The following is a 556-nucleotide window of genomic DNA, read 5'->3' on the forward strand; positions in this document are numbered from 1 at the left end:
TTGGAAGAAGTCGTCGAAGGTGGAATCAATAACTGGGGTGAAGTCGTAACAAGGTAGCCGTATCGGAAGGTGCGGCTGGATCACCTCCTTTCTAAGGAGAATTGCCTACTGTTTAATTTTGAGAGTTCTTTATGAACTTCATATTTGGGGGTGTAGCTCAGTTGGGAGAGCACTTGCCTTGCAAGCAAGGGGTCAGGAGTTCGACTCTCCTCATCTCCACCATTAAGAGTATATTACTTAAATCTTCGATTTATCTAGTAGCCTCTTACATGCACTTTTAGCTTATCTTTAGACAAGCTATGTGCATTAGCACTTTAAGCAACAGAATAAACTGAACACATGTGAAGTTTGTTTGTTGGCGACGTGCGTTAGCACTTTAAGCAACGGAATTTATTCGTTGGCGATGTGCGTTAGCACTTTGAAAACTGCATATATATTTAGTGATATGACATCTAATTTGTAATATATAAAGTTGATAACTTTTTAAAATTATCGAAGTTGATAGCTTCTAATCTATCAAACCTTTTTAACTGGTCAAGTTATTAAGGGTGCAGGG

The 556-nt window shown here is 38.7% G+C and carries 1 tRNA gene and 1 rRNA gene; both read left to right on the plus strand.

Annotation, left to right across the window (positions count from 1 at the left end):
• Positions 1 to 91, plus strand: a 16S ribosomal RNA gene (locus KGF45_RS19580); the annotation flags it as partial.
• Between the two features lie 55 nt (positions 92 to 146).
• Positions 147 to 222, plus strand: a tRNA-Ala gene (locus tag KGF45_RS19585).
• The last annotated feature ends 334 nt before the right edge of the window (positions 223 to 556 follow it).

It is taken from the genome of Clostridioides sp. ZZV14-6154 (genome assembly GCF_020657785.1).
Lineage (GTDB): Bacteria > Bacillota > Clostridia > Peptostreptococcales > Peptostreptococcaceae > Clostridioides.